This window comes from Acinetobacter sp. ANC 4805 (assembly GCF_022549495.1).
In the GTDB taxonomy this organism is placed as follows: Bacteria; Pseudomonadota; Gammaproteobacteria; order Pseudomonadales; family Moraxellaceae; genus Acinetobacter.
In genome coordinates this window covers 143,092-162,555 of record NZ_JAKZGD010000008.1, presented here as the reverse complement: position 1 = coordinate 162,555, position 19,464 = coordinate 143,092, and the positions used below count along the sequence as shown (strand labels likewise).

The window sequence follows — 19,464 nt, the reverse complement described above, 5'->3', positions numbered from 1 at the left end:
ATGGTAGTGTGGCGTTTGCCATGTGAGAGTAAGTCATCGCCAGCTTTTAAATTAAATCACCCCCTCCGCTAATGCTGAGGGGGTGTTTTTTATTGGGAAGAAAAATACATTAAATAGCGTATCTTGAGGAATATGTTATTGTTTTATAGGTTGAATCAAAATAATAAAAGGATGAAATTTAAATGATCAATAATCACCTTGCCATGACTTCAGAAGAATTCGTAGAGGAATTTAAACTTTTAAGAGATGATCTGATTCAGAGTTACTTTACTGTTGATTCTGAAATATCACGAATTAGTCTATTAGAAAAATCTGGTATGAATCATGAACAGATTAATTTAACGAAAAAAATTGTTTCAGAAGCTCTAACTGATGCGTTGTATACGGTTTTGTTAGGCCTTGAAGGCAGTGCAACAATTGGTCAATATCAGATCATGTATAAGCTATTGGATGAGCAATCCAATGAACTGACTGGCGACTTGGAGTCGATTGCATGGGAAAAATTTCATGGCCAAAATATATAACAACAAATTTGAGCATTGTGCACTGAGATGAACTGAGCTTAGAATTTATATTTATTCTATTTTGATATTCCTATGAAATGGGTGGTCGCTGAAACGTATTCTTTTCCCTATGAAGCTCAGATTGCTAAAACACAATTGGAAGCAGCTGAAATTCCAGCACGTATTGAAAATGAACATACCATTAATATGGATTGGCTTTACTCCAATGCTTTAGGTGGTGTGCGATTATTAGTTCCTGAAAGCTATGCAGAAGAGGCTAAAGCATTACTTGCTCAAGATTTTAGTCAGGAATTAGAACAACAGTTTGGATTAAGCGAAAGCTGTCCTAATTGTGGCAGTACTGATATACAACCTTATACAGAAGGTAAACGCCCCGCTTATGTGGTTTTTCTATTGTTGGGTTTTCCGCTCTTTTCTTATAAAAATGGAACGAAGTGTCGGCAGTGCCAACATTTTTGGATTTAATGTCGTATAGAAAGTCAGCAAGATGTTTTAAATCATGAATGATCTGTATATGCTCAAATTAAAACAAAAAGAGCATTTAAATAATGAAGATTGCCAAGCAAATTTTGTGGATAGACTGTACTGCGGCTGCATCTGCTGGGCCGATCGTATTACTAGCTGCACCATGGTTAAGTCAACTCTATCATTTACCCAAGGGGATTATTGTTTTCGTGGGTTGCGTGAATCTCTTATACGCAAGTTATTCATTTACACTAGCCAATTATAAAAAACGCTCACTGTTCCTCATCAATATCTTGGTAATTGCAAATAGCATCTGGGTCTTGGTTTGTCTGGTTATCCTTTGGCGATTTTGGCAACAAATGACTATCTTTGCAGTGATCCATATTGCTGGAGAGGCTATCTTTGTTGGTGCTTTGGCTCGATTGGAATATCAATGGCGACATCAACTTACATTTTCTTATCACGAAAGAAATAACTAAATTAAGTGGACATCATTTAAGCAGCTTTGTTTAATACGGTAGAACAATATAAAAAGGACAATAAGATGGAATATAAAGGAAGTTGCCATTGTGGAAAAATCACCTTCATTGCACAAGGTGATTTGACTGAAGCAATGTCATGCAATTGCTCGATTTGCCAAAGGAAAGGTTCTTTATTGTGGTTCTTGCCTACGGATAAAGTTGATGTTTCAGTTCAAGAAAATACTTTAACTAGTTACCAATTTAATAAGCATGTGATCAATCATCATTTTTGTAAGATCTGTGGTATTCATCCTTATGCAACAGGCATTGATCCGCAAGGGAATCAGATGTATGCCATTAATATCAGATGTATCGAAGATTTAGATTTGGAAAGCATCAAAATCAATCATTTTGATGGTCGTTCGGTGTAGTATTAAAATTTAGAGAAGAAAAATGACTAAGAAAAAACAGTTAAGTGCTGAACAGATGATCGTGTTGTTCGAAATATTTAAAAAGCGTTTTGAAGCAAATATGCATCGGCATCACGGTTTGAATTGGGTTGATATCGAAGATCAGTTGAAACAAAAACCTGAAAAGCTATGGTCACTCAATCAAATGGAAGAGACTGGTGGAGAACCAGATATCGTGTCATTTGATTCAAAATCATCTGAAATTATCTTTTATGATTGTGCCGTAGAAACACCAAAAGGGCGTAGAAGCCTTTGTTATGATCGTGCTGCTTTGGATGCACGTAAAGAACATAAGCCAGAAAACAATGCAGTTGAGGTTGCAGAGACAATTGGAATTGAATTGCTCACAGAAGAGCAATACAAGCAATTGCAGTCGGTTGAGCATTTTGATTTAAAAACTTCGAGTTGGGTAAAAACACCAGAAGATCTACGCAAATAGGGTGGTGCAATTTTTTGTGATAATCGCTATGGACGAGTTTTTATTTATCACAATGGTGCGCAATCTTATTATGCGACTCGTGGTTTTCGTGGTCGACTAAAAATATAATTTTGAACTTTATACCATTATTCTAAAATTTCTTAATTTTAAATTTTGCCAAGCGCTTGCTTGGTTTTTATGGTTTTGATACCTTAGTGCTCACTAAATACTCGAAAACAATGATCAATAATTATTAGGAAGCAAGCATGCTACTCAACCCTTTATATTACACCGAGCAACATTTAGCCTTTGCTGAGAGTGTTAGGCGCTTTACTGAAAAAGAAATTAGTCCTTTTATCACTGAATGGGATGAAGCGGAAACTTTTCCGCATGAGCTGTATAAAAAGGCCGCTGATATAGGCTTGCTTGGTGTGGGCTTTGATGAAAATTATGGTGGTATTGCGGGAACGGATGCATTTTATACTCTGCTTGCCTCAGTGGAGTTAGCGAAGTGCGCATCAGGTGGTTTGGCTGCATCATTGCTTTCACATACGATTGGAACACCACCAATTCAGCATTTTGCTCAAGAAGAGGTCAAGGCTGAAGTTTTACCACAAATTTTGTCAGGAGAGAAAATCTCTGCATTGGCAATTACTGAACCTAGCGGTGGTTCTGATGTCGCGGCTTTGAAAACCAAAGCGGTTCGAGATGGTGACGATTATATTGTCAGTGGTGAAAAGACCTTTATTACATCGGGTATTCGAGCAGATTATTATTCAGTAGCAGTACGTACTGATCCTGATGCTAAGGGAGCTAATGGTATTTCAATGCTGTTGATTGATGCGCATAGTGAAGGCATTACAAAATCAAAGCTAGATAAAATGGGTTGGTGGGCATCGGATACAGCGCATTTGCACTTTGATCATGTGCGTGTGCCAGCTAAAAACTTACTTGGTGCCGAAAATATGGGCTTCTTTGTTATTATGAACAACTTTAACATGGAGCGATTTTTTCTTGCAGCCAGTAGCTATGGTTATGCGTTGGTTTGCTATGAAGAAGCTTTGGATTGGGCTAAACAACGACAAACTTTTGGTAAACGCTTAATTGATCATCAAGTCGTTCGCCATAAGCTAGTAGATATGGCGACACGTTTAACTTCAACTCGTGCGTTATTGGAAGATACAGCCTATCGTTTAGGAAAACCAGAATTGCAGGGTAATGAACTGATTGCACAAATTTGCATGCTTAAAAATGTAGCAACACAAACCATGCAATTTTGTGCTGATGCTGCCGTTCAGACTTTAGGAGGGATGGGTTTTATGCGTGGCACAAAATCTGAACGTATCTATCGTGAAGTGAAAGTGAACATGATTGGTGGTGGTGCAGAGGAAATTATGAAAGACCTTGCCAGCCGCCAACTCGGTTATTAAGCGAAATTTTAAGGCTTTAAACCATGATGAGATTGGTCTAAAGCCGTATTTATAAAAGAACAATTAGTTAAATAATAATTTAGGAAAAAGACATGGATGGTTTATCACTTAACCCGATTTATTACACATCTGAACATCGGGCCTTTGCAGACAGTGTCAAACGGTTTGTAGAGAAAGAAATTTCACCTTATGTGAATGAATGGGATGAGGCAGGAATATTTCCACGAGAACTTTATCAACAGGCTGCAAATATCGGTTTAATGGGTCTCGGCTATGATGCTGAACATGGTGGCATTCCCGATGCAGATGCCTTCTACGTGATGTTGGCAGCAATTGAGATGGCAAAAGCTGGATCTGGTGGTGTGCATATTTCGCTTATGATCCATAGCATTGGAACACCACCCATTCATCATTTTGCTCGACCTGAGATTCGTAATGAAGTTATGCCACAGATTATTGCAGGTGAAAAAATATCAGCCTTGGCAATTACAGAGCCTAGTGGCGGTTCTGATGTCGCTGCAATTAAAACCAAAGCAGTTCGAGAAGGAGATCATTTTATTTTGAATGGTGAAAAGACCTTTATCACATCAGGAATGCGAGCAGATTATTATACGGTTGCGGTCAAAACTGATCTAAATGCCCAAGGTGCCAAAGGGATTTCCATGTTATTGGTCGATGCGCATAGCAAGGGAATAACCAAATCAACATTAAAGAAAATGGGTTGGTGGGCATCAGACACTGCGCATTTGCATTTTGACAATGTCCAAGTCCCAGTTAGTCACTTGTTAGGTGAGGAAAATGCTGGTTTTAAAGTCATTATGAATAACTTTAATATGGAACGTTTTTGGCTAGCCGCGATGGCATATGGTTATGCCTTGGTCTGTTATGAGGAAGCCTTAGATTGGGCAAAACAGCGTCAAACTTTTGGAAAGCGCTTGGTGGATCATCAGGTGGTTCGCCACAAACTTGTAGATATGGCAACACAATTGACTACAACACGAGCATTATTAGAAGATACAGCTTATCGAATGGGACAAAAAGAGCTGCAAGGAGCAGACCTCATTGCACAAATTTCGATGTCAAAAAATGTAGCGACTCGTACGATGCAATTTTGTGCGGATGCTGCGGTGCAAACTTTGGGTGGAATGGGTTTTATGCGTGGAACGAAGTCCGAAAGAATTTATCGTGAAGTCAAAGTGAATATGATTGGTGGTGGTGCTGAAGAAATTATGAAGGATCTAATCAGTAAGCAGCTAGACTATTAATACCTATGACGAATAAAAAGCGCGGTTAATTTCCGCACTTTTTATTTTCAAATTTATTCTAGTTCAGCTAATTCTTCTAAAGAGATTTGGCGGATTTCAAATATAGGTTGTTTCAAAAATGAGTTCAAAGTTTTTATATCGATAAATTTTATATTATCTAAGGCAATACCTTGGATACTGTCTTTTTCAGCATCGTAACGAATATCTGGAGTTTGTTCGATAAACTGTTTGAGTAATAGTGGACTATCGCTTAACTCTGCAAGTGGTTTGTCCATCAAAGCTTCAAACTCATAGTCCATCGCATAAATATTGGCTTCCCACGACACATCACCAAAGTTTTCATCTTGGCTAGAAATAATGCTGCCAGTTTCATAGCCACTAAAATAGTCTTCTTCAGAGTTGATCCAGAGTACATAGCAGGGCTGTGATGCATCAACTTCCAATAATTGGTACCAGACAATACCTGAGATTTTAGCAAATTCAAAAGCATCATCTTCATTCAATTTAGGAATTTCACCATCATCTATATTAAAAGTTTTTCCTGTTTTTTCTAAAATTAAAGCTTCAAGTTTTTCGTATATTTCATCATCTGCTTCACCATTGCCAATGTCATAGTTACATAGTTCATCATAGTATAAGCCTTCTACGACTAGTGATTTGTATGCCTTTTCAGCTTCAGCTTTATCTGTATAAATCTGCTTGATCGCCCCAGTTGAAACGCAATTGGTCAGATGCCATTCATCATTGTAAGCAAAGTCATTTTGGCGAATGATGTATTGGATATTACTCATTTTTATTCCCCGTAGATTAGGCAATTCTAGTTTTCAATTCTTGTAACTTAGCTGCACTTGGGGGCACAGCCATCCCATTGTCCATCCAAAGTTCAAAACGCATCGGATTAAAAAAGAAATCTGGACTAATATCAAAATCAATAAATTTGGCTTCGCCTTTTCCCATCATTGGCAGGATGGTATTGATAAACCAGCTATTATGCGTAATTAGTAAAGATTTGAGTTGACCTGTTACCGATAATGGCGAGAGTAGTGTTGCTGAGATTTTTGGGTCATCAATCACATCGCGATGGAACTTTTCTAAGCGTTTGGCTAGTCCGTCTGTAGGAATATCTTGCATCGATGCAACGAAATCCCCAATTGTTGGAATAAAACGATGGTGGAAATCAACGAGCAGATGATCTTTCTCGCAGAGGTCTTTGACTTCAATACTTTTACCTGCACTGTTTTCAAAGTGATGTCCAAAAATCGGAATAATCACTTCTTGAACACCCCAAAAAGTATGCAAGATGCGATGGCGATTGTCGGTACAGAGCATTTTAGTGCTGTCGATGAGCGCATGAATATCAATATAATCTTCAAGCTCGCCCCCACGACGTTTTACTGAAATATTGGCATGTTGTACGGGGTTCATTTTTACTATTTCTTGTAATCATTTGATGTTTAAGCAGAATAGCAGTTTTTTATTTAAACGAAAATACAGGAAAAGAGTTAGGCGTTAAGTTATGTCGTGCTTAAATATTATTTTAAATCATCATCCTACTTAATGACCGATGTACTTGAACAATAGTGCCATCGATCATGCCGTATTGTGACTGATGCAAGATTTTTGAATGTGTGGACTATCTTCGCTCAGTCAGTATTTATGGGGTGATTCAATTCAACTTCCTTATGAATTGCTCCACCCCAGTATCGCTAGGTCATATTGAACAATATTTTTAATCATCCAATAAATCCATTTGTTTTGCGAGTTGGTATAAATTATTTGAGCGATTACCTGTGCGACAGAACATCAAGATCGGTTTTGGTAGCTCATTATAATGGTTTGCAAATGTGCGAACATCTAACTCTGTAATTTGACCTGCAACAACTGGTTGGTAGACATAATCTAAGCCCGCATTACGTGCAGATTCTTCAATCTGCACACTTGTAGGTTGTTCAGAGCCACCTTCCATGTCAGGGCGATTATTGATAATAGATTTAAACCCTTTTTCAACGACTTGTTCTACATGTTCAGGGCCAATTTGACCTGCAAAACCAACATTTTCTGACATCTTGTCACTCCAAAAATAAACAAAACATTTTATGCTCTATCATAGCATTAAGCTCGATCTTGGGTTTAAATGTCTATAGCAAATAAATGATGATAAGTAATAATATAAAGCAATGGAGCGCGCATGCACACCTATACAGTTGAGCCGTTGTATGTTCCAAGTGATGATGAAACCATCGCTGCTGATTTTTATCTTCCCAAAACAAATATGAAGCCTGCCGTGATTCTTATGGCTCATGGTTTTGCTGGATTGCGCCAATTCAAATTAGTTCAGTATGCACAACGTTTTGCTCAAGCAGGTTATGCGGTGATTTTATTTGATTATCGTTACTGGGGGGGGAGTACAGGTAAGCCTCGTGAATTGGTGTCCTTGAGTGCGCAATTAGATGATTGGAAAACCATTGTTCAATATGCATCGAACTGTAAGTTAATTGATAGCCGACGAATTATTCTTTGGGGAACTTCATTAAGTGGTGGTTATGCTTTAAGTCTGGCAACTGATCTTAAAAATATTCAAGCCGTGATGGTACAAGTACCTTATGTCGATGGTGCTGAGACAGCCAAACTTTATCCCTTGCAGCGTTATCCAGAGGCTTTAAAGCGTTCTAGTCAGGATTATATGGGGTCTAAGATGGGGCTAGTGCCTAAAACCTTGCCTGTTGTGGATCAATATAAATTATGCTTTTTACCAACCTCAGATAGTTACTATGGTTATCACTCGATTGTAAATCCTGACTATTATTGGAGTGGTGAAGTTCCTGCACGTGTCTTCTTTAATTTAATGCGTTATCGTCCGATTCAGTTTGTACGCAAAATTAATATCCCTGTTTTATTTATCGCGGCTAAGCACGATACTCTAATTCCAATAGAATCAAGCCGTGAAGCAGCGACCAATATTGCGCCATTTGTGAGCTATTATGAATGGGAGATGAAACATTTTGATATTTATCACGGTTCTTGGTTTGAAAAAGCAGTCACAACCCAATTAGAATTTTTACATCAACATATTGGAGTGGTGTAAATGATTATTGTCTGTGCATCATGTGGTGCAAAAAATCGTGTACCTGAAGAAAAATTGGCAGTTCATCCAAATTGTGGGCAATGCCATCAAGCATTGTTAACTTTAGCGCCAATTGAATTAAATGAACAAAATTTTAGTCATTTCATTAGCAATTCTGATCTACCTGTATTGATTGATCTTTGGGCGGAATGGTGTGGTCCATGTAAGATGATGGCACCACATTTTGCTCAGGTTGTAAAGCAAAATCCTTATGTAGTTTTTGCAAAAATTGACACCGAAGCCAATCCACGTTTAAGTGCTGCGTTTAATGTTCGCAGCATTCCGACCTTAGTCTTAATGAATAAAACCACTGAATTGGCGAGAATGAGTGGGGCATTACGCGCACCTGAGTTACAACAATGGTTAGATCAGCAATTACAGCAACATCAAGGACATTAATATGACGGATCGTTCAAATCATCCAGAAGGAGTTTTATCCTTACAAAATATTGCGATGCCAGCAGATACGAACTGGAGTGGCGATGTCTTTGGGGGATGGATTGTATCTCAGATGGATTTAGCTGGAGCGATTCATGTTGAACGTTTTAGTAAAGGTCGTTGTGCAACGATTGCAATTAATGAAATGACTTTTCTCGTCCCAGTTAAAGTTGGTAACGTGATTAGTTGTTATACCAAAGTGTTGAAAGTAGGAAATACTTCGGTACAGGTGCAAATTGAAGTATGGAATAGTCATGATGATTCTCGTGCCCCTATTCTCATTACTCAAGGCGTTTTTACTTTTGTCGCTGTAGATGTGAATGGGAATAAGCGACAGATATCAGAACAAATTAAGCAAGAATTTTTAGCAAGTTAATTAAGCCTCTCTTGAAGTAGCTTGATATTTATTTTAACTAAGCGCCTGATGAGTTTCATTGGGCGTTTTTTATATTAGCCTTAGATAATTTTACTGGCGTAAGTGGATTCTTTTTATTGAATGTAAAAAACATTGGGCTTGAGCGAAAAATATCATAAACTCAATTTTTTATTTGCCTACTATAAAAAGAGAGCTTATATGCAAAGTAATAATCCTATTTTAACTCGGGTTGAAACCTATAGTAATTTATCCGAGCCTATGACCATTCAAGGTGCGATTCAAAAGTCAGTGGTATTGACAGTGATTGCAGCCGTATTGGGAATGGCACTATTTTTATATTGTGCGATTACAGCGAATCTTTCAATTGCTTATGCTGCAACGATCATTGGTGCAATTGGTGGTCTCATTCTCGCTTTGATTACGACGTTTAAGTCAAATACCGCACCTGCTTTAGCAATTCCTTATGCTTTATTTGAAGGCGCATTCTTAGGTGGAGTGTCTTTTATTTTCCAGTTGAAGTTTCCTGGTGTTCCTTTACAAGCTTTGCTTGCGACTTTTGTGACAACTTTAGTTTTATTTGCGTTGTATAAATTCCAAATTATTCGTGCCACTGAAAAATTTAAGGCTGTCGTGATTTCGGCTTCTGTCGCGATTGCTTTGGTTTTCGTTGTGCAAATTGTTTTGAGTTTGATCTTTGGTTCAAGTATTCCTTATATTTTTGAAAGCAATTGGTTAGGTATTGGTTTTGCTGCATTTGTTGCAGTAATTGCATCACTTAATCTGATTTTAGATTTTGATCTTATTGAGAATGCAGCAGCACAACGTGCTCCTAAAGCATTTGAATGGGTCTGTGCGATTGCTTTGCTTGCAACCTTAGTGTGGATGTATTACTCATTCCTACGTTTGTTGAGCCTGATTCAAGGTGATGACTAAGTCAAAATTGAAATAAAATATAAATCGCCTTTTATCAGGCGATTTTTTTATGCAAGATTGTAAAAAAGGTGGATTATGCAATTCCGAAAAATCTGGAATGTTGGCATGATGTGGTGAAAATTTTTCGAGTGAGAATAAGATGTCACAAGGACTTTTAGCTGGTAAGCGTTTTTTAATCGCTGGTATTGCAAGTAAATTATCAATTGCTTTCGGTATTGCGGCAGCATTACACCGTGAAGGCGCAGAGTTAGCATTTACTTATCCAAATGAAAAGCTAAAAAAGCGTGTTGATGACTTTGCAGCACAGTTTGGTTCAACCCTCGTTTTCCCTTGTGATGTAGCGATTGATGCAGAAATTGATGGTGCATTTGCTGAGTTAGCAAAACATTGGGACGGTTTAGATGGTGTTGTGCATTCGATTGGTTTTGCACCTGCACATACGCTAGATGGTGATTTCACCGACGTGACTGACCGTGACGGTTTTAAAATTGCACATGACATTAGTGCATATAGTTTTGTCGCGATGGCACGTGCGGCTAAACCTTTATTACAAGCACGTAAAGGTTGTTTATTAACCTTGACTTATCAGGGTTCTGAGCGTGTGATGCCAAACTATAATGTGATGGGTATGGCAAAAGCATCGTTAGAAGCGGGTGTGCGTTATTTAGCATTAAGCTTGGGTAAAGAGGGAATTCGTGTAAATGCGATCTCTGCGGGCCCAATCCGTACTTTGGCTGCGTCTGGTATCAAATCATTCCGTAAAATGTTAGATGCCAATGAAAAGATCGCGCCATTACAACGTAATGTAACGATTGAAGAAGTGGGTAATGCAGCATTATTCCTTTGTTCACCATGGGCTTCTGGTATTACGGGTGAAATCTTATATGTTGATGGTGGTTTCAATACTGTTGGTATGAGCCAATCACTGATGGATGATGAATAATTAGATTAATCTAAATTATTTAACAAAGCCGCTTTTATAGCGGCTTTGTTTTTTTGAGAGTTTGATGTTAACTCTAGCCTCATTTCAAAATTGATGCAAAATACAGCTATGGTCTAATTATTCAATTTTGGCATATGGTCCTTCGATAGACCATTCATAATTTTCGTAATATTCAAGCCATTCTTCAAACATTCGATCATCTATGCCGTAGCGCGAGAATTCATTTTCTAGAATACAAGAAAATGAGTTGCTCTCCATAATCCATTTAATAGATTTGATTTTTTGGTTTCTTTCTAGAGGGAAGTCAATTTCTAAGCCAACGAAAGGAATAAATGGCATCTCAATTTTTTTATATGCAAGTGCCCAATTATTCGACTCTTCTAAAGTTTGTCTATCCCAAATATATAGTAGCAGGTTAACGTTATACATATTACTCCATGTATTGTATTGATATTATTACCCATAAAAAGTAGACAGTTTAAGATTGAACAGTATTTGATATTGTGAATTTGAGATCAAGCCCATTACACTGATGGTTTCCCAATTTGCTTCAATTAATTTGATTCTTTTACCTACCACTTTCTCAGAATATGGATTACAACCTAAAATAGCATTTTTCATTTCTTCAGATAAAGATAGATTTAAACTAGATATAAACAAGCTTCTACTATCGATTCTAACTTCTCACATGCTTGATGAGCTCTTGCACCATCATTCATGTTAACTTTAAACTACCGAGATATATTTCAATGGTCAGCAACTTTCTTATGAGGTTGTGTTTGATGATCTGGACAATATTAAACGTATTCACCAGATCCAGAATAATCCAGATCTGGTGAAAGAATAAGAGCGCAAAACAATAGCGACTAGGCTATTGTTTCGATAGTTCTTTTATAGGACTTCCGCCAAGTGCTTGCATCAAAGTGACATACGCATTGTATTGATTTTGCTTAGTCTCTACCAAGCTGAGTTTGGCATTACGTGTGGTTTCTTGCGCATCGAGCAAATTCTTTAATGCGATTGCACCATTGCGATAACGAACTTCGGTAAGTCGCTCAGTTTTATTACCTAACTCGACATTGCGTTGTTGCAATTGTACTTGCTGATTCAGTTGAGTGCGATTGGATAAGGCATTTTCCACATCGGCAAAAGCTTGGTACAAGGTTTGACGATATTGAGTAATGGCTTTTTCATACTCAAGATCACTAATCGCAATATCTTTTTTCATATCATTATATTGAAGAAAAGGTAGGCTTAAACTTGCACCTAAGGTGAGTGCTGGATTCTTCAAAAGTTGTGTCAATGAAGTACTCGAAGAACCTAGATTACCTGTGAGATTAATCGAAGGATAATAACTGGCTTTAGTCGCATCTTTATTGGCTAAGGTTTTACGCAAACGTAATTCTGAAGCTTGTAAGTCAGGGCGACGCGATAAAATATCAGCAGGAAGTCCGACAGCGATATTTGGTAAAGCATTACGAGGTAACTGGGCAGGTTCTTGAATATTCAACTGTTGTACAGGTTCATGTAGTAATACAGCAATCGCCGTACGTGCTTCGACTCGTTGTTGCTCAATTTGACTCAAACTGGCTTTTTGGCTTTGCACAGATTGTTCCGCTTGAGTCAAATCTAAACCTGAAACCGCACCTGCTTTATATTGTGATTGCACCAAAGCATAAATCTTTTGGGTCGAGCTTAAGTTTTGTTGAGCGGTTTGGTAACGTTCGTTTAAATAGCCCAATTGCCAATACAGTTTTGCTGTTGTACCAACCAGACTTTGTGCGGTGGCTTGCAAGTCTTGCTCACTGGCTAAGGCTTCCCAACGGCTTGCTTCGGTTTGATTGGCGAGCTTGCCAAATAAATCGAGTTCATAGCTAACGCCAACACTGGTCGATAAACCACGATCACTTCCATTACCTGAACGGAGGTCATAGTTATGACCTGTGGAAACACTCGAACTGGTACGAATACCTTGTTTATTTTCAGCCAAGCCTGCTTGTAATCGAGCTTGTTGAAGGGTGATACCTGCGACACTTAAGTCACTATTTTTAGCCAAAACTTGTTCGACCAATTGACTCAACTGAGCATCATTAAACAAAGTCCACCATTGATCGGTGAGATTCACATTCTTATTTTTTTGCGTATCGTATTGGAACTGTTGTGGCACTTGGACTGTTGGTGCGTTATAGGGTGTTTTGACCACAGCAGAACAACCAACGAGTGTTGTGCTGAGACAAAGTGCAAGTGCGATTTTATGTTGTTTGAATAACATTGATCGTCATTCCTTTAATAATTTGAAAAATATTATCGTCTTGATCTATTCTTAAAAATCCTTCCCAATCTCCTTTGAAAAAAGGAGGAATTCCCCTCTTTTTAAAAGAGGGGGTAGGGGGAGATTTTTATTCTCTCGCTAAAGCTGCAACTGGGTCGAGTTGTGCTGCATTTCGTGCTGGCAAGAAGCCAAATACAATACCGATCAGACTAGAACACACAAAGGCGGCTACGATTGACGTGGTTGAATAACTCATCTCAATAATGCCTTTGGCAAAGTGCCCAATAATTTGCCCAATCCCTAAAGAGAGTAGTACGCCGAGTACACCACCCAATAAACAGACTAAAATTGCTTCAATCAGAAATTGCTGCAAAATATCGCTTTGTCGTGCGCCAACCGCCATACGTACCCCAATTTCTTGAGTACGTTCAGTCACAGAGACCAACATGATGTTCATTACTCCAATACCACCAACGACCAAAGAGATCACGGCGATTGCAGAAATTAACAGTGTCATGGTTGCTGTGGTTTGCTGAATGGTTTCACGAATACTGTCGGAGTTTTGGGTAAATACGTCCTGTGCGCCGTGACGTTGCTCAAGTAGAGTCAAAATGGCATTTTCAGCGGCACCACTTGGGTATTCATCTTTAATACGAACAATAATGCTGCGTACATTAGACTGACCTAACATACGACTCATGACCGTGGAATAGGGCAGATAAACGTTTAAGCTATCTGAATTTCCCATAAAGCCTTGTTGGGCATCAATCACGCCGATGATTCGACTTGGTACGCTACCTAACAGCAATACTTGACCAACAGGATTAGTACCATCTGCAAAGAAAGTTTTCTCGGTATTGGTATCAATCACCACATCTTGCGCACGTTGTGTGACGCTATCTTTATCGAAAGCTTGTCCTGATTTAAAGGTCATGCCACGGACATAGAAGAAATCAGCACTGACGCCATTGACCGTGGCTGATGCCTCAGTATCTTTGTAGCGCAAAGTCACACTGGTATTGGCAGATGGGCTGACCCCATCGACATAAGGTTGTTCAGCTAGCGCATCCGCATCGGCAGGCACAAGCGTTTTCACTTGGGAGGCGCGTGAATTATCACCAAAACCACGACCCTGATACACGGTAATGGTGTTAGTCCCCAAACTACTGATATTTTCTAAAATCTGCTTTTGTGAGCCATTACCGAGAGCCACCACCGAGACCACGGATGCAATCCCGATAATAATCCCAAGCATGGTCAGGAAAGTTCGCATGCGGTGGGCATTCATCGCAAGTAGCGCCATACGGAATGCTTCACCCAGACGATCGAAGAAAGAGCGCCACGCTGAAGTTTTCTTTTGCGGTGAGCGTTGCAGGATTTGATGTTCTAAATTGGAATCAGTATTTTCAGGCTCATTGGCACTGTCTGAAATAATGTTCCCATCACTAATCTCAATAATACGGGTTGCATTCTTGGCAACGTTAAGATCATGCGTCACCAGAATAATGGTATGACCTTTAGCATTCAGCTCGCGCAAAATGCGCATGACTTCAACACCACTATTTTTATCCAATGCTCCTGTGGGTTCATCGGCGAGAATGACATCACCGCCATTCATCAAGGCACGGGCAATTGACACACGTTGTTGCTGACCGCCTGAGAGTTGGCTAGGGCGATGATGTAGACGTTCTTCGAGTCCAAGTTCTGAGAGTAGCTCAGCAGAACGTTGTTGGCGGAGTTGGCTGTCCACACCTGCATAAATCGCAGGAACTTCGACATTACCTGCGGCGCTTAAATCACCGAGCAAATGATAACGTTGGAAAATAAAGCCAAAATATTCACGGCGAAGTTGTGCTAGTTCATCTGCTTCGAGTAGACGTGTTTCTCGACCACTGACTTGATAGCTCCCTGCCGTTGGTTTATCCAAACAACCCAAAATATTCATCAGGGTCGATTTACCTGAGCCTGATTGCCCGACAATCGCAACCAGTTCACCGGCATAAATTTTTAAATTAATGCCTTTGAGGATTTGCACTGTTCCTTCGCCCGCAGGAAATTCACGAGTAAGGTTGCTGACTTCAAGTAATGGTTGTGAAGAACGTATTTGATCTTGGGTCATATTACATTCTCATTGCACGTTGATTGCTACGTTTCGCCGATTCATTTGAGCTATCGGTTGCATCCGCAATCACTACTTGATCGCCTTGTTTTAAACCTCTAAGCACTTGCGCTGTGACACGATTGTTAAGACCGATCAGGACAGGTTGTGGTTGAGCAGTCCCGTCTGCTTGTAAGATTCGTACGATGCCTGTTGATGCTTTGCCTTGAGCAATCAAGGTTTTTTCATCTGTAGTCAAATCGAGACGTTTCGGTTGTTGCATTTTTTGAGTATCGGTAGTTTTTGCTTGATTTGCCGCCGTTGAATTAGTGCTATTGTCTTTTTTGTTTGAACGTTTGCTTTGTATCGCAGCAGCAGGGATCGTCAGCACATTTTTCGCTTCAGCTAAAACAATATACACCTGTGCAGTCATATCAATACGTAACTTACCATCTTCATTTGGGACATCAAATAAAGCATTGTAATACACGGCTGTGCTTGATGAAGATGAACTGGTATTGGTTGTTTCGGTGTTAATTGAGTTTGGTGCTGGCTCAACTTGACGTAGCTGTGCGTAATGTTTTTTATCGCTATTGCCTAACGTGGTGAAGTAAACTGTTTGACCTTTTTCAACCTTCATCACATCAGCTTCAGAAATTTGGGCTTTGATGGTCATGGTGTCGAGCTTTGCCAATTTCACAATCGTTGGTGCAGTTTGGTTGGCATTTACGGTTTGACCTTCTTCGGTCACGATCGCAACGACAGTACCATCCATGGGTGCAACAATACTGGTATAACCTAAATTCTCTTGCGCAGTTGCGAGGGTTAAACGAGATTGCTCAATTTGCGCATTGATTGCTGCAATTTGTGCTTGTGCTGTTTTAAAGTTTGCTAAGGCTGTTTCAAGTTCTGCACGTGAAGTTGCATCTTGGCTAAACATGGCTTGTTGACGTTTATATTCAGCCCCGACTTTGGCTAGATTGGCTTGTTGTACCGCCAATTGAGCCTGTTGATTTTGAATACTGGCTTTGGCTGTTTTCAACTCATTTTCTTGGCGAATCGAGTCAATTTGTGCAATCAGTTGACCTTGTTTGACTTGATCTCCTAACTGTACATACATTTTTTTCACTTGACCTGAAACCTGTGCACCGACGCTGACCATTTTGGTGGCTTCAAGCACACCTGTTGCCAATACCGAATTTTCAATATCACCTTTAGAGACTTCAGCACTAATATATTGTGGTGCTTGATCTTTAGGTTTAAAGAAGAACCATGCAACGGCTGCAATAATCGCGACACCAATAGCGATCATTATTATTTTACTGAATGGTATTTTTTTAGAACTTGTTTTTGGCATGGCAACAGATCAAAATTTGGAAACTGCAGCTAGTATAAAAGCGAAATGAGGATAAAACGTGGATATTTTTAATCTAGAATGAGAATTATTATCAAATTCTTATCTAAGTTATTCGAAAAAAATTTGATAAACACTTTGAATACCCATGACAGCATTTTCTGCGATTGAAACTCCTCCTTTGGATGGAAGCATTGCTTCACGAGGATTGATTCGGATGAGTTGTGGTGCGAAACGCTCACTGAAATAACGAACGGTTGGAATGGTTGTGCCTGCACCTATTTCAATGACAAGAGGTTGATTGTGGGCTTCTAAAAAAATTTCTAAGCGTCTTGCTTGTTGAGTATGTCTTTGGCTGACCCAAGCATAATCATTAAACATCAAAATATTTGGACGGGATAACGTTCCACAATGTGGACATAGTGGAAGTTGTCCTAACCATTGACAATTTTGATGATCAATCTCAGGCGTTAATTCATTTGCTGACCATGTTTTTAGTTGGCAAGGTTCTGAGCATTGAAGATGGTGGATCGAGCCATGACACTCATAAATTTGGTTTGGATCAAAACCTGCTTTTTGGAATTGACCATCAACATTTGAGGTAAACACAAAGTAGGGTAGTGCTAACCTTTCAGCCAGTTGTTTGAGTAAATTAAAACCTTGATGTGGCATGGTTTGACGATATAGTGCCAAACGATGTCCATAAAAACCCCATGCTAAATGTGGCTGACATTTAAATGCTGCTGGATTGGCAATTTCAGTAAAGTCGATACGTTGTTTCCCCAATTCTGGATAAGCTCGCCACATGCCTTGATTGCCTCTAAAGTCGGGCAGACCTGAGTCAACGCCCATGCCTGCACCCGCACTGATGATCAGGCTATCGGCTTTTGAGAATAAACTTTTGATTCTTTCAATTTTGATTGAGCTGAGCTGCTGCATGATCCGTATTCTTATCCTCTGTCATCGTGGTGTATTGAGATGATCTCAACATAATTTACCCCAAAAATTGAGAAATTTTGAGCAAATCATGACTTGCTGATGATGATTGATCTAACAGCGATTGATGACTTCTTGAGTTCTATAAATGAGATGATCTTGGTTTGGAAAAGATCACGTTTATGTACTTAAATGAAAGTAGGTTGAATTACATCATTCATTAAAAAAGAGTTACCTCTCTGATTTACTTTTTTCAGTCCTCACATATTTTTATTAAAATAATTGTTTTTAAAATAATGATTATAAATTTCATTTGCTTATGTTTATTTTATTATAAGGTAAATAAATTTAATAAAACCTTAATTTTTTTATGGATTTAAAGTTGTAAAAATTGTAAGATCTAATCCCATATTTTTTTTATGGTTTTAATCTAAGTAATAAAATCATAAGAAATATGCCAATAAGTACAAGTGATTTAACAGGAAAATTCACAGGGGAAATAAAATGGAATGGCAAGAAAGCTTTAATATCGGTATTGATGTGATTGATCATCAGCATCGTCAAATATTGGATTATATCAATAGATTAGAAGAAATTCGGGTGAGTGGGCATCGCTCTAAAATCCAAGAAGTATTGGAAGATCTGATTGATTACACGCAATCACATTTTAGCTTTGAAGAAAATTTATTAATGCAGGTCAATTATCAATATTTACCTTCGCATAAAGGTATACATGATTTATTTGTCAAAAGACTAAATGAGTATCGTCAACGCTTTGAAAAAGGTGAGGCAGTTGAAAATGACCTATATCGACTTCTGTCCAAATGGTTGATTAATCATATACAGCACGATGATCAGGATTATGTCGATGCGGTGCGTGACAATATGATTCGATATTTACGCACCCAAGAACAAACCAAAGGCAAGAGCTGGTTCGCTCGTTTATTTAACTAAAAAGTTATGATGAGAACAGGCGGTTGCCACATAATTCGCCAACTGCCTGTAGCATCAGATGTTCAGGATTTTCTTTAGACATGCCTTTAATTGCAGCATCTATGCGGAGCAATAGTTCAGGCCAAGCCAAAAATTGTCTTGGATTTAGGCGACGTAAGGCTTGTTGATATTGTGAAACTTTGGTTTTCCAAATACCAATTTGTATCGCATTGTGTGGCTGCTCAAATAACTGCATGAGGAGACGCATTTCTTTATTCAGTGTCCATAAAATCAGACTGTCAGGTTCACCTGCGGCAATCAAGTATTGATAAATCTTAATCGATTGCGCCAAGTTACCCGTGAGTAGAGCATCGCTGAGATCATAAGTTGTGTAACGAGATTGATCTTGTAAGCAGGCGTAGAGCTGTTCGATCTGGATTTGTTGAATGTCAGGAAAGGTATCAGCTACACGCATCAAACTATTTTTAGCTGCGAGTAAATTATGTTCATGATGCTGCATCAGCCATTGCCAAGCATCATTATTTAGCTGAATTCCCAATTTTTCTGCTTCGATTGCCAAAATGCGTTGACGGTCTTGTGGATATGCTGCTGCAAGTTGCACAACCACACCGTTTGCTTCGACGACTTGGAAAAAGGCAGACTTTAAACTACTGCTGTCTTGTTTCGGTAAAACGATCAGCAATAAGTTATGTTCATTATGTTGAATATAACTTTTAAGCAGTTTTAAGCCGTTGGCATCGGGCTTGATATTGCCATGTACTTCAATGGCGAGTTGTTGTGAAAATAGCGATAAACTATTCAGTGCATTAAAGACATTTTTCCAGTCATTAACACTGCTAATGTCATGACGCTGACGTTCAACTTCTTGTTGTTGCCAACTTTTACGGAATGCATCAAGTAGATTTTGCTCAAGCAAAGGTTCTTGCCCATGAATGATCCATGCACCACGGGCTTCATTGATACGTTTTAATGCTTGAACATAATCTAACTTCATAAAAAGTAA

Annotated in this window: 21 protein-coding genes and 1 pseudogene; 13 read left to right on the top strand and 9 right to left on the bottom strand. The window is 38.9% G+C overall.

All coding sequences use genetic code 11. The features are described from left to right. Positions 1-182 precede the first annotated feature (182 nt). From MMP60_RS12365 to MMP60_RS12335, 7 genes and pseudogenes are all read left to right on the top strand, one after another. Positions 183-524, top strand: a complete 342-nt coding sequence (locus MMP60_RS12365) for a hypothetical protein (RefSeq protein ID WP_241328693.1) — start codon at positions 183-185, stop codon at positions 522-524. 72 nt (positions 525-596) lie between these two features. After that, positions 597-989 (top strand): DUF2007 domain-containing protein, encoded by a 393-nt coding sequence (locus MMP60_RS12360; RefSeq protein WP_241336564.1) that lies wholly within the window; start codon positions 597-599, stop codon positions 987-989. A gap of 83 nt (positions 990-1,072) precedes the next feature. After that, on the top strand, positions 1,073-1,468 hold the full coding sequence (locus MMP60_RS12355; protein ID WP_241336562.1) for a hypothetical protein: 396 nt from the start codon (positions 1,073-1,075) through the stop codon (positions 1,466-1,468). 65 nt (positions 1,469-1,533) lie between these two features. Continuing rightward, positions 1,534-1,881, top strand: coding sequence for a GFA family protein (locus tag MMP60_RS12350; RefSeq protein ID WP_241336559.1), 348 nt, complete (start codon positions 1,534-1,536; stop codon positions 1,879-1,881). Between the two features lie 22 nt (positions 1,882-1,903). Next, a pseudogene (locus tag MMP60_RS12345) lies at positions 1,904-2,467 on the top strand (DUF4256 domain-containing protein). A gap of 137 nt (positions 2,468-2,604) precedes the next feature. After that, a complete protein-coding gene (locus tag MMP60_RS12340; RefSeq protein ID WP_241336557.1) occupies positions 2,605-3,768 on the top strand; it encodes an acyl-CoA dehydrogenase family protein in 1,164 nt (387 codons plus the stop codon). Positions 3,769-3,860: 92 nt separating this feature from the next. Continuing rightward, entirely contained in the window at positions 3,861-5,033 is a 1,173-nt protein-coding gene (locus MMP60_RS12335) for an acyl-CoA dehydrogenase family protein (protein WP_241336555.1), read from the top strand. A 53-nt stretch (positions 5,034-5,086) separates the two neighbouring features. On the opposite strand, the gene MMP60_RS12330 is transcribed toward MMP60_RS12335, so the two are convergent. From MMP60_RS12330 to MMP60_RS12320, 3 genes are all read right to left on the bottom strand, one after another. After that, positions 5,087-5,824 carry a hypothetical protein gene (locus MMP60_RS12330; protein WP_241336554.1) on the bottom strand — a complete coding sequence of 246 codons (738 nt, stop codon included), beginning with the start codon at positions 5,822-5,824 and terminating at the stop codon, positions 5,087-5,089. A 16-nt stretch (positions 5,825-5,840) separates the two neighbouring features. Then, complete coding sequence (locus MMP60_RS12325) at positions 5,841-6,458, bottom strand: hypothetical protein (RefSeq protein ID WP_241336553.1); 618 nt, start codon at positions 6,456-6,458, stop codon at positions 5,841-5,843. Between the two features lie 304 nt (positions 6,459-6,762). Then, positions 6,763-7,098 (bottom strand): TIGR01244 family sulfur transferase, encoded by a 336-nt coding sequence (locus MMP60_RS12320; RefSeq protein ID WP_018677680.1) that lies wholly within the window; start codon positions 7,096-7,098, stop codon positions 6,763-6,765. A 123-nt stretch (positions 7,099-7,221) separates the two neighbouring features. On the opposite strand from MMP60_RS12320, the gene MMP60_RS12315 reads away from it, so the two are divergent. The 5 genes from MMP60_RS12315 to MMP60_RS12295 all read left to right on the top strand — a co-directional run bounded on the left by MMP60_RS12315 (position 7,222) and on the right by MMP60_RS12295 (position 10,847). Then, positions 7,222-8,118 (top strand): alpha/beta fold hydrolase, encoded by an 897-nt coding sequence (locus MMP60_RS12315; RefSeq protein ID WP_241336552.1) that lies wholly within the window; start codon positions 7,222-7,224, stop codon positions 8,116-8,118. Continuing rightward, on the top strand, positions 8,119-8,556 hold the full coding sequence (trxC, locus tag MMP60_RS12310; protein ID WP_241336551.1) for a thioredoxin TrxC: 438 nt from the start codon (positions 8,119-8,121) through the stop codon (positions 8,554-8,556). Between the two features lies 1 nt (position 8,557). Beyond that, positions 8,558-8,971, top strand: a complete 414-nt coding sequence (locus tag MMP60_RS12305; RefSeq protein WP_241336546.1) for an acyl-CoA thioesterase — start codon at positions 8,558-8,560, stop codon at positions 8,969-8,971. A gap of 198 nt (positions 8,972-9,169) precedes the next feature. Continuing rightward, the gene (locus MMP60_RS12300) at positions 9,170-9,904 is read left to right on the top strand and encodes a Bax inhibitor-1/YccA family protein (RefSeq protein ID WP_241336544.1); all 735 of its coding nucleotides are present in this window, start codon (positions 9,170-9,172) and stop codon (positions 9,902-9,904) included. 139 nt (positions 9,905-10,043) lie between these two features. Further along, positions 10,044-10,847, top strand: coding sequence for an enoyl-ACP reductase (locus tag MMP60_RS12295; RefSeq protein ID WP_241336542.1), 804 nt, complete (start codon positions 10,044-10,046; stop codon positions 10,845-10,847). Between the two features lie 117 nt (positions 10,848-10,964). On the opposite strand, the gene MMP60_RS12290 is transcribed toward MMP60_RS12295, so the two are convergent. The 5 genes from MMP60_RS12290 to MMP60_RS12270 form a co-directional block, all read right to left on the bottom strand. Beyond that, positions 10,965-11,276, bottom strand: coding sequence for a hypothetical protein (locus tag MMP60_RS12290; RefSeq protein WP_241336540.1), 312 nt, complete (start codon positions 11,274-11,276; stop codon positions 10,965-10,967). 442 nt (positions 11,277-11,718) lie between these two features. Next, entirely contained in the window at positions 11,719-13,119 is a 1,401-nt protein-coding gene (locus MMP60_RS12285) for an efflux transporter outer membrane subunit (RefSeq protein WP_241336539.1), read from the bottom strand. A 127-nt stretch (positions 13,120-13,246) separates the two neighbouring features. Further along, positions 13,247-15,238 carry a MacB family efflux pump subunit gene (locus MMP60_RS12280; RefSeq protein WP_241336537.1) on the bottom strand — a complete coding sequence of 664 codons (1,992 nt, stop codon included), beginning with the start codon at positions 15,236-15,238 and terminating at the stop codon, positions 13,247-13,249. A 1-nt stretch (position 15,239) separates the two neighbouring features. Further along, positions 15,240-16,574, bottom strand: a complete 1,335-nt coding sequence (locus tag MMP60_RS12275) for an efflux RND transporter periplasmic adaptor subunit (protein WP_241336535.1) — start codon at positions 16,572-16,574, stop codon at positions 15,240-15,242. Positions 16,575-16,682: 108 nt separating this feature from the next. Continuing rightward, positions 16,683-17,510 (bottom strand): Sir2 family NAD-dependent protein deacetylase, encoded by an 828-nt coding sequence (locus MMP60_RS12270; RefSeq protein ID WP_241336534.1) that lies wholly within the window; start codon positions 17,508-17,510, stop codon positions 16,683-16,685. A gap of 501 nt (positions 17,511-18,011) precedes the next feature. Between MMP60_RS12270 and MMP60_RS12265 the strand changes: the two genes are divergently transcribed. Continuing rightward, positions 18,012-18,461 (top strand): bacteriohemerythrin, encoded by a 450-nt coding sequence (locus MMP60_RS12265; protein WP_241336532.1) that lies wholly within the window; start codon positions 18,012-18,014, stop codon positions 18,459-18,461. A gap of 4 nt (positions 18,462-18,465) precedes the next feature. Here MMP60_RS12265 and holA read toward each other — a convergent pair whose 3' ends face one another. After that, positions 18,466-19,455, bottom strand: coding sequence for a DNA polymerase III subunit delta (gene holA / locus MMP60_RS12260; protein WP_241336531.1), 990 nt, complete (start codon positions 19,453-19,455; stop codon positions 18,466-18,468). Positions 19,456-19,464: the final 9 nt, after the last annotated feature.

Coding starts and splice junctions, on each gene's coding strand:
- MMP60_RS12365 (WP_241328693.1), top strand. CDS start 183: ATGATCAATAATCACCTTGCCATGACTTCAGAAGAATTCGTAGAGGAA.
- MMP60_RS12360 (WP_241336564.1), top strand. CDS start 597: ATGAAATGGGTGGTCGCTGAAACGTATTCTTTTCCCTATGAAGCTCAG.
- MMP60_RS12355 (WP_241336562.1), top strand. CDS start 1,073: ATGAAGATTGCCAAGCAAATTTTGTGGATAGACTGTACTGCGGCTGCA.
- MMP60_RS12350 (WP_241336559.1), top strand. CDS start 1,534: ATGGAATATAAAGGAAGTTGCCATTGTGGAAAAATCACCTTCATTGCA.
- MMP60_RS12340 (WP_241336557.1), top strand. CDS start 2,605: ATGCTACTCAACCCTTTATATTACACCGAGCAACATTTAGCCTTTGCT.
- MMP60_RS12335 (WP_241336555.1), top strand. CDS start 3,861: ATGGATGGTTTATCACTTAACCCGATTTATTACACATCTGAACATCGG.
- MMP60_RS12330 (WP_241336554.1), bottom strand. CDS start 5,824: ATGAGTAATATCCAATACATCATTCGCCAAAATGACTTTGCTTACAAT.
- MMP60_RS12325 (WP_241336553.1), bottom strand. CDS start 6,458: ATGAACCCCGTACAACATGCCAATATTTCAGTAAAACGTCGTGGGGGC.
- MMP60_RS12320 (WP_018677680.1), bottom strand. CDS start 7,098: ATGTCAGAAAATGTTGGTTTTGCAGGTCAAATTGGCCCTGAACATGTA.
- MMP60_RS12315 (WP_241336552.1), top strand. CDS start 7,222: ATGCACACCTATACAGTTGAGCCGTTGTATGTTCCAAGTGATGATGAA.
- trxC (WP_241336551.1), top strand. CDS start 8,119: ATGATTATTGTCTGTGCATCATGTGGTGCAAAAAATCGTGTACCTGAA.
- MMP60_RS12305 (WP_241336546.1), top strand. CDS start 8,558: ATGACGGATCGTTCAAATCATCCAGAAGGAGTTTTATCCTTACAAAAT.
- MMP60_RS12300 (WP_241336544.1), top strand. CDS start 9,170: ATGCAAAGTAATAATCCTATTTTAACTCGGGTTGAAACCTATAGTAAT.
- MMP60_RS12295 (WP_241336542.1), top strand. CDS start 10,044: ATGTCACAAGGACTTTTAGCTGGTAAGCGTTTTTTAATCGCTGGTATT.
- MMP60_RS12290 (WP_241336540.1), bottom strand. CDS start 11,276: ATGTATAACGTTAACCTGCTACTATATATTTGGGATAGACAAACTTTA.
- MMP60_RS12285 (WP_241336539.1), bottom strand. CDS start 13,119: ATGTTATTCAAACAACATAAAATCGCACTTGCACTTTGTCTCAGCACA.
- MMP60_RS12280 (WP_241336537.1), bottom strand. CDS start 15,238: ATGACCCAAGATCAAATACGTTCTTCACAACCATTACTTGAAGTCAGC.
- MMP60_RS12275 (WP_241336535.1), bottom strand. CDS start 16,574: ATGCCAAAAACAAGTTCTAAAAAAATACCATTCAGTAAAATAATAATG.
- MMP60_RS12270 (WP_241336534.1), bottom strand. CDS start 17,510: ATGCAGCAGCTCAGCTCAATCAAAATTGAAAGAATCAAAAGTTTATTC.
- MMP60_RS12265 (WP_241336532.1), top strand. CDS start 18,012: ATGGAATGGCAAGAAAGCTTTAATATCGGTATTGATGTGATTGATCAT.
- holA (WP_241336531.1), bottom strand. CDS start 19,455: ATGAAGTTAGATTATGTTCAAGCATTAAAACGTATCAATGAAGCCCGT.